Origin of the sequence: Actinoplanes rectilineatus, from assembly GCF_000962825.1 — a bacterium.
Lineage (GTDB): Bacteria > Actinomycetota > Actinomycetes > Mycobacteriales > Micromonosporaceae > Actinoplanes > Actinoplanes rectilineatus.
On sequence record NZ_JZKF01000050.1, the window covers coordinates 61288 to 68908 of the forward strand.

7 protein-coding genes are annotated in these 7621 nt (G+C 69.8%); 3 read left to right on the plus strand and 4 right to left on the minus strand.

Features of this window, described 5'->3' with window-relative positions; translation table 11 throughout:
* Positions 1–13 precede the first annotated feature (13 nt).
* Both WH85_RS30545 and WH85_RS30550 read left to right on the plus strand, forming a co-directional pair.
* Positions 14–1093, plus strand: coding sequence for a serine hydrolase domain-containing protein (locus WH85_RS30545; RefSeq protein ID WP_045745500.1), 1080 nt, complete (start codon positions 14–16; stop codon positions 1091–1093).
* A gap of 9 nt (positions 1094–1102) precedes the next feature.
* Complete coding sequence (locus WH85_RS30550; protein ID WP_045745501.1) at positions 1103–3430, plus strand: glycoside hydrolase family 84 protein; 2328 nt, start codon at positions 1103–1105, stop codon at positions 3428–3430.
* Here the strand turns inward: WH85_RS30550 and WH85_RS30555 are convergent.
* The 3 genes from WH85_RS30555 to WH85_RS30565 are packed head-to-tail and all read right to left on the minus strand — an operon-like array spanning position 3390 to position 5780.
* Entirely contained in the window at positions 3390–4325 is a 936-nt protein-coding gene (locus WH85_RS30555; protein ID WP_045745502.1) for a CPBP family intramembrane glutamic endopeptidase, read from the minus strand. The genes WH85_RS30550 and WH85_RS30555 overlap by 41 nt on opposite strands.
* Positions 4322–4930 (minus strand): DUF3887 domain-containing protein, encoded by a 609-nt coding sequence (locus tag WH85_RS30560; protein WP_211275493.1) that lies wholly within the window; start codon positions 4928–4930, stop codon positions 4322–4324. Before WH85_RS30560 ends, WH85_RS30555 begins: the two co-directional genes overlap by 4 nt.
* Positions 4931–4961: 31 nt before the next feature.
* Positions 4962–5780 (minus strand): alpha/beta fold hydrolase, encoded by an 819-nt coding sequence (locus WH85_RS30565; RefSeq protein WP_245674154.1) that lies wholly within the window; start codon positions 5778–5780, stop codon positions 4962–4964.
* A 71-nt stretch (positions 5781–5851) separates the two neighbouring features.
* On the opposite strand from WH85_RS30565, the gene WH85_RS30570 reads away from it, so the two are divergent.
* Positions 5852–6979 (plus strand): FAD-dependent oxidoreductase, encoded by a 1128-nt coding sequence (locus WH85_RS30570; RefSeq protein ID WP_045745516.1) that lies wholly within the window; start codon positions 5852–5854, stop codon positions 6977–6979.
* Positions 6980–7040: 61 nt separating this feature from the next.
* Here the strand turns inward: WH85_RS30570 and WH85_RS50830 are convergent, their stop codons facing one another.
* Entirely contained in the window at positions 7041–7415 is a 375-nt protein-coding gene (locus WH85_RS50830) for a hypothetical protein (protein WP_157411304.1), read from the minus strand.
* Positions 7416–7621 lie beyond the last annotated feature (206 nt).

A 7621-nucleotide genomic window follows, 5' to 3' on the forward strand; every position in this document is an offset into this window, starting at 1 on the left:
GAAGGAGCACACCATGCACGACTTCCAGGCCGCCGCGGACACCTTCGTCGCCGCCGGATTCGGCGGACTGCAGCTGCGCGTCCGCCACGGCCACGAGGAGTGGACCGGCAGCTCCGGCATCCGCGAACTCGGCGCGACCGAGGCGCCACCGGTCGACGGCCGGTTCTGGGCGGGCAGCGTCGCCAAGACCTTCACCGCCACCCTGGTCCTGCAGCTGATCGCCGACGGCAGGCTCGAACTGGACGGCCCGATCGCCGGGCACCTGCCGGACCTGAAACTCGACGCGCGGATCACCCCGCGGATGCTGCTGCAGCACACCAGCGGCCTGTTCAACTACACCGGCGAATACCTGCCGGACGGCACGATCGTGGCGGGCATCCCGGCCACCGGCAAGGACTGGGTGGAGAACCGGCTGCGTTCCTACACCGCGCAGGAACTGGTGGAGCTGGCCCTGTCGCACGAGGCCCGGTTCTCCCCCGGCGCCGACTGGAGCTACTCGAACACCAACTACACCCTGGCCACGCTGCTGATCGCCGCCGTCGGCGACGGCACCTACGGCGAGCAGATGCACCGGCGGATCCTGGAGCCGCTCGGCCTGCACGACACCGTCCTCGACGGCGAAGTCACCGACCTGCCCGACCCGCACGCCGTCGGCTACTACCGCTACCAGGACGGCGACGAGTGGACGATCGCCGACGTCTCCCGGCAGAACCTGTCCATGCTGCTCGGCGCGGGCGGCGCCATCACCACCACCCGTGACCTGCAGATCTTCTTCGCCGCCCTGAACAGCGGCCGGCTGCTGCCGGAGCACCTGCTGGCCGAGATGCGCAAGCCCGGCGGCCCGATCGACTACGGCCTGGGCATCTTCGTCCAGGACCTCGGCGACGACGGTGGCCTCGTCTACCACCACAACGGCGGCGCGCCCGGCGGCTACGGCGCGCTGATGTACAGCAGCCCGGACGGCTCCACGATCCTCACCGCGGGCCTGACCATGGGCGACGCCCCGCACGACCCGGCCGAGTTCTTCCCGCAGGCCCTCGACACCCTGGTCCGGACGGTCTTCCGCACTTTGAAACGACCTTCGTCGATGTAGGTTGAAGCGATGCGACGGCCATCCCTGTTCCTAGCCGTGTTCCTGCTCCTCAGCGCGGGTGTGCCGGGCCCGGCCCACGCCGGGCCCCGCGCCCTGCCGCTCGTCTCCCCCACCCCGCAGAAGATCGAACGGATCGGCCCGGACATCCCCCTGCCCGGCCGGGTCGAGCTGATAACCACCGACGCCACCGACCCGGCCGCCGCCGATCTGCTGCGCGCCCTGCTGGACCAGCAGGGCATCGCCGTCACGGCCCACGCGCCCCTGACCGTGCGCCTGGGCCCGGCCGACCGCCCCGACATCGCCCGCCGCCTGGCCGGCACCACCATCCCCAGCACCGCCGAAGGCTACGCACTACGCGCCGAGAAACACCAGGTCACCCTCGGCGGCGTCGACCCGGCCGGGCAGTACTACGCGGTGCAGACCCTGCGCCAGCTGTTCCGCCCCGGCCGTACCCTCGCGGGCGTCGCGGTCAGCGACCACCCCGCGATGGCGTTGCGCGGCGCGATCGAAGGTTTCTACGGCTCACCGTGGACCCACGCGGAGCGCCTGGACCAACTCGCCTTCTACGGCACGATCAAGACCAACTCCTATGTGTACGCACCGAAGGACGATCCCTATCACCGGGACCGGTGGCGCGAACCCTATCCGGCCGGCAAACTCGCCGAACTGCGGGAACTGGTCGACGCCGCCACCGCCCACCACGTCCGGTTCACGTTCGCGGTGTCACCCGGCACGACGATCTGCTACTCCAGCACCGCCGACCGGGCGGCGCTGACCGGCAAACTCCAGGCGATGTACGACATCGGCGTCCGGGACTTCTCGATCCCGCTCGACGACATCAGCTACACCCGGTGGAACTGCACCGCCGACCAGGACACGTACGGCGCACCCGGAGCCGGCGCCGCCGCCCGCGCCCAGGTGGACCTGCTCAACGACGTACAACAGAATTTTGTGGCCTCGCATCCCGGGGTGCGGCCGTTGCAGATGGTCCCGACCGAGTACGGCGACCTGACCGACACCGCCTACAAGCAGGAGATCCGGTCGACGCTGGACCCGGCGGTCCTGGTGATGTGGACCGGCACCGACGTCGTGCCGCCGAGCATCACCGTCGACCAGGCGTCGCGGGCGTCCGCGCTGTTCGGCCGGGACGTGTTCGTCTGGGACAACTACCCGGTCAACGACTACGCCCAGTCCGCCGGCCGGCTCCTGCTCGCACCCTACGACAAACGCGAGCCCGGACTCGCCGGCCACGTGGCGGGCATCGTCGCGAACCCGATGAACCAGGCCGCCGCGAGCAAGGTCGTCCTGTTCACGATGGCCGACTTCTCCTGGAACGACCGTGCCTACGACCGTGACATCAGCTGGCGGCAGGTTGCGAGCGTCCTGGCTGGTGGGGACGCTTCCGGCGTACCCGCGCTGCTGACGTTCTTCGATCTCAACCACCTGGCGCCGACGTTCGGATCGGACCCGTGGCAGCCCCAGGCACCGGCCCTCGCCGCGCGCCTGGCCACGTTCTGGGCGGCCCACCCTGACGACCCGGCCGCGCTGCGAAAACTCGCCGGGTACGTGCGGCAGATCGCCGCGGCCCCCGCCGTGATCCGCTCCACGGTGACGGACGCGGCGTTCCTCGACGACACGGCGCACTGGCTGGACGCCACCGCCCTGTGGGGCCGCGCCGCCGACCGTGGCCTGGCCGTCCTGTCCGCGATCGAGGCCGGGGACGCGCCCGCGGCCGCCGCGGCCCGCACCGAGATGAACGCCCTGGAACAGCAGGCCCGCCGGATCCGGTCGGTGCCCGGCGAGAACCGCATCGAAGGCGCGGTGCAGATCGGCGACGGCGTCCTGGACGCGTTCCTCGACCGGGTCCGCGCCGCACACGACACTTTCCTGGGCCTGCCCCCGCTGCAGAACCTCTCCCAGGGCAAGGCGGCCACCCAGATCTCCGACTACTCCGCCGACTATCCGGCCGCGGCGTCGGTGAACGGCAACGTCTTCGACTTCTCCACCACCTCCGGCGCCGAGGCCCAGCCCTGGTGGCAGGTGGACCTGGGCACTGCGAGTGACATCGAGACGGTGGCCGTCCACAACCGGGTGGACTGCTGCGCCGAACGGGTCCGCGACTATCACGTCCTGGTGTCCGCCGACCCGTTCCCGCCGACGCTGGCCGAGGCCCTCGCTGCCCCCGGTGTGGCGGGCGTGCACGAGACCGAGCAGGCCGGGCGCCCCACCTCGATCACGATCCCGGCCCGGGGACGTTACGTCCGGGTGTGGCTGGCGACCCCAGTGCCACAGGAACTCAACCTTGCGGAAGTGCAGGTGTTCGGCCGCCCCGCCTGAGTTCCGCCGTTCTCTCAGAAGGATTCTCCTGGGATTTTGCGGGCGCCGCGAACTGCCCGGTGGCGATGAGAACCGCCACCAGCAGCAGCGGCACGATCCATCCGCTCCAGCCGAGGATCGTCGCCTGGGTCGTGTCAACCTGCTCGCCGGCCTGGGCGAACAGCAGGTAGGTGCCGCCCGCGCCGTTGAACGCGGCGTGCGCGAGGGCTGCGGGCCAGACCGACTCGGCCCGCAGCCGCAGCCACCCGAAGACCGCCCCGACCAGGGTGCACATGCCGACCATCGTCAGCAGCCCGAGCCAGCCCGGCGCATCCGGGTAGTTGTAGCCGAGCAGGATCAGCGGGGCGTGCCACAGGCCCCAGATCACGCCGGAGATCAGGATCGCGGGCAGGGTGCCCAGCGGCATCAGTCTCGGCAGCAGCCAGCCCCGCCAGCCGAGCTCCTCGCCGAGCGTCGGCACCAGGTTGATGACCGCGGCCAGCGGCAGGGTGGCGAGCTGGAGGGCGACGAGCGCGCCGGTCGACAGCGAAATGTCGGCCGGCTGCTCGTCGAGGACCAGCTGGAACGCCGAGAAGTTCACAAAATCGGCCGGATAGACCCCGAGCAGCGCGCCGACCGGCAGCGCCACCAGCACCAGCGCGATCGACACGACGATGCCGAGCACCGCGTAGCCGAGCAGTCTGCGGACCGGCCGTAACGGCCACAGCCCGAGCGCCACCACCTTGTGCGGTGACCGTTCGACCACCAGGGCAGCGATCGCGGGCGTCATCATGACGGCGATCGCCACCACCGGGAACCACGGCTCGGCGAGCCCGTCACCGAGCCAGAGCGGAAGCGCGAGGAGCCAGGAGAGCCCGAACGCGACGGTGAGGAAGACGGCGAGGGACCGCATCATGACGGCGGCGTCTCGAGAATGTGCAGGCCGGCGATGGTCCGGTCGTCACGGAACGCCACCCGTGCCGTGTAGTCGCCGGCCTCCAGCGCGAGCGGCGTGTTCGTGACCGTCACGTCGCCGGCCCGGGCGACCTGCGTCTCGCCGTGCCCCTCGAACGCCCCGGATAGGCCGGTGATCTGCGCCCACGCGGCGGCGAGCGCATCCTCCGACAGGCCGTCGCGCATCGTCGGGTCGAACTGGGCGGTGATCTGCGCCCACCGGCCGGCCACCAGATCGCTGATCACCGCGGCGGCCAGTTCGCCGGCGCCGGGTAGTGGTGTGGTGCTCATCGTTTCCCCTGTCCTGGGATCGATCGGTTTGCCGTAACGCTGGAATGCCGCCTGCCGGCTGACGCCGAGCGCATCCCCGACGACCTGCCACGTCGCGCCGTGCTGACGGGCCTGCTGCACCACCGTCCGCACGACGTCATCGGCGGCCGACTGGATCAGCACGGCACGCTTCACCGCGTCGGTCCAGTCGGCATCCTGCGTGAGGACGCGCGCCGCGAGGAAGGCATCCATCCGCGTGCGCAGCGCCCGCATAGAATCTGTCAACTCATCTTGCATGTGTCAAGCTTACCTTGACGCGCAGAGCGGGCTACAGCCGAATCAGTCCGGCAATCTCCTCCGGCAAACCAGGAGAAGTCAGGACATGACCCATTCCGGGTACGACGTGAATCACCGCACCCGGGATCGCGGCGGCAAGCGCGGTCCCGTGCCCCAGCGAGAACACCGGATCCTGATCGCCGTGCAGAATGGTCGTCGGCGCGACGATCGACGACAGCGGGGCGTCCACACTCGGGTCGGCGCGCCACGCGGCCCGGTCGTGGTGGGCGGCCGCCGCCGGATCACCAGCCCGCGACCGGGCCAGCTCGAGCATCGCCCGCGCGGCCGGCTCGTCGAACGGCCGCACCGCCCCGTTGAACACCCGGAACAGCGCCACGTCGGACTCCACCCCCGGCGGCAGCCCCGCAGCCAGATGCGCCAGGAACTCCGGCGCCGGCGGCGGCAGACCGTCCCGGCGCGAACCCATCGGGGTGCTGGCGAGCAAGGTCAGCGACCGGACCCGCGCGGGCGCGTGCACCGCCAGCCACTGCGCGAGGACCCCACCCAGCGAAGCCCCGACCACGTGGGCCGACGCGATCCCGTGCCCGTCCAGCACGGCCAGACAATCACGAGCCATGACCCCGATCGTGTACGGGTCAGCGTCGAAATCCACCACACTCGACCGCCCGGTATCCCGATGATCAAACCGGATCACCTGCACACCCCGCGCGACGAGCCCGCCGACCAGCGCATCCGGCCAGCTGACCCCTTGAGCAGCCGACCCGGCGATCAGCAGCACGGCGGGGCACCCCGGATCACCGGCCCGCTCAGTCCAGATCCGCACCGCACCGGACTCCACGAACCGTTCCACGCCCTGCACCCCATTCCCCAGCAGCTCGCTTCTGCTCCCTGACGAGCAGATTTGTTGCGACCATGGACGGCATGGCCGTACCAATGATCACCATTGTCGGAGCCGGGCTGGGTGGACTGACCCTGGCCCGGGTCCTGCACGTTCACGGTATTGCTGCGACCGTCTACGAGCTGGAGGCATCACCGGACGCCCGGACGCAGGGCGGGATGCTCGACATCCACCACTACAACGGGCAGGTCGCGCTGCGGGACGCCGGACTGTTCGACCAGTTCCAGGCGATCATCCATCCGGGCGGGCAGGCGATGCGCATCCTGGACCGGCACAACACCGTCCTGCTGGAGGAATCGGACGAGCAGAGCGCCGGCGACCGGCCGGAAGTCGACCGCGGCCAGCTGCGCCGGATCCTGCTCGACGCGCTGCCGGACGACACGATCGTATGGGGCCGCAAAGTCACCGGTGCGGCACCGCTCGGCGACGGCCGGCATGAGCTCTGCTTCGCAGACGGGGCGAGCGTCACCACGGACGTGCTGATCGGTGCCGACGGCGCGTGGTCGCGGATCCGGCCGCTGGTCTCGAGTGTGCTTCCGGCGTACACCGGAATATCTTTCATCGAGGTCGACCACACCGATGCCCGTCCGGAGCCGGCCGCGGTCGTGGGCGGGGGCATGCTGTTCGCGCTCGCGCCGGGCCGCGGTTTCCTGGCGCACAAGGAGACCGACGGCAGTCTGCACATCTACATCGCGCTGCGGAAACCGGAACAATGGCTGCGCAGCGTCGACTGGACCGACACGGACGCCGGCAAGGCGGTCCTGCTGACGGAATTCGCCGACTGGGCGCCGCCGCTCCAGTCGCTGATCACCGAAGCGGACAGTGTGCTGATCCCGCGAACCATCAACGCCCTGCCGACCGGGCACCGCTGGGACCGGATTCCCGGCGTGACTTTGATCGGCGACGCCGCGCACGTGATGTCCCCGTTCGCCGGCGAGGGCGCGAACCTGGCCATGTTCGACGGTTCCGAACTCGGCAAAGCCATAGCCGCTGATCCGGGCGACATCGAAACCGCTTTTGCCGCGTACGAAAAAGAGCTCTTCACCCGCAGCGAGACGGTAGCGCGAGAATCCGCAGAAAGCCTGGCCGTGATCTTCGACGACAACGCCCCGCAGTCGCTCGTCGACATGTTCGCCGCGTTCACCGCATAGTCCCGAAATCCCAGGAGAATCGCTCTGACAGAACCCGCGATCCTCGAGTGCGGGCGCAGAGTTACCGGCGGGCGCCTCCGGCGATGGCTTTGACGGGCGGCGCCAACGCCACATCGACGCGGCGAAGCCGCTCCACAGACCATGGATGGCGTCGATACTCCCCTCCCGGACCTCGCTCGCAGTATTCGCCGTCGTTCGCCCACACCCCGTTCCGCACACTCCACTCCGGCGCCGGAAGATTCTCGAGCATGATCTCGGCAAGGTCCCGTACCTCAGCCGACCGTCGATCTCTCCCGCTGACCAGCTCCAGCGCCTGGGCCAGCCAATGCATCGCTTCGTTGCCGGCAGCCGCATCACCCATGAAAGGCATCAGCAGCAACAGCCGGTGCGCCGCCGCCAACCGGTTCGGCAACGCGCCTTCGACGATGCCACGCAACTCCGCCCAGCGCAGGCCAGGCCCGAACCATCGACTCTGTCCGGTACACGACCAGGAGAACGCCGCCGGAGGGAAGTTCGACGGTGAAGGTCGGCCAGGCCTCAGTCTTGCCCTCTGTGCCAAGATCATGAGAGGCAAGATCTACTCTTGAAACGTTGAGTTGAGGGCGAGCGAGGAGACCACCACCGGTGGGTTCGAACAGTGAG

Coding starts and splice junctions, on each gene's coding strand:
- WH85_RS30545 (WP_045745500.1), top strand. CDS start 14: ATGCACGACTTCCAGGCCGCCGCGGACACCTTCGTCGCCGCCGGATTC.
- WH85_RS30550 (WP_045745501.1), top strand. CDS start 1,103: ATGCGACGGCCATCCCTGTTCCTAGCCGTGTTCCTGCTCCTCAGCGCG.
- WH85_RS30555 (WP_045745502.1), bottom strand. CDS start 4,325: ATGATGCGGTCCCTCGCCGTCTTCCTCACCGTCGCGTTCGGGCTCTCC.
- WH85_RS30560 (WP_211275493.1), bottom strand. CDS start 4,930: ATGCAAGATGAGTTGACAGATTCTATGCGGGCGCTGCGCACGCGGATG.
- WH85_RS30570 (WP_045745516.1), top strand. CDS start 5,852: ATGGCCGTACCAATGATCACCATTGTCGGAGCCGGGCTGGGTGGACTG.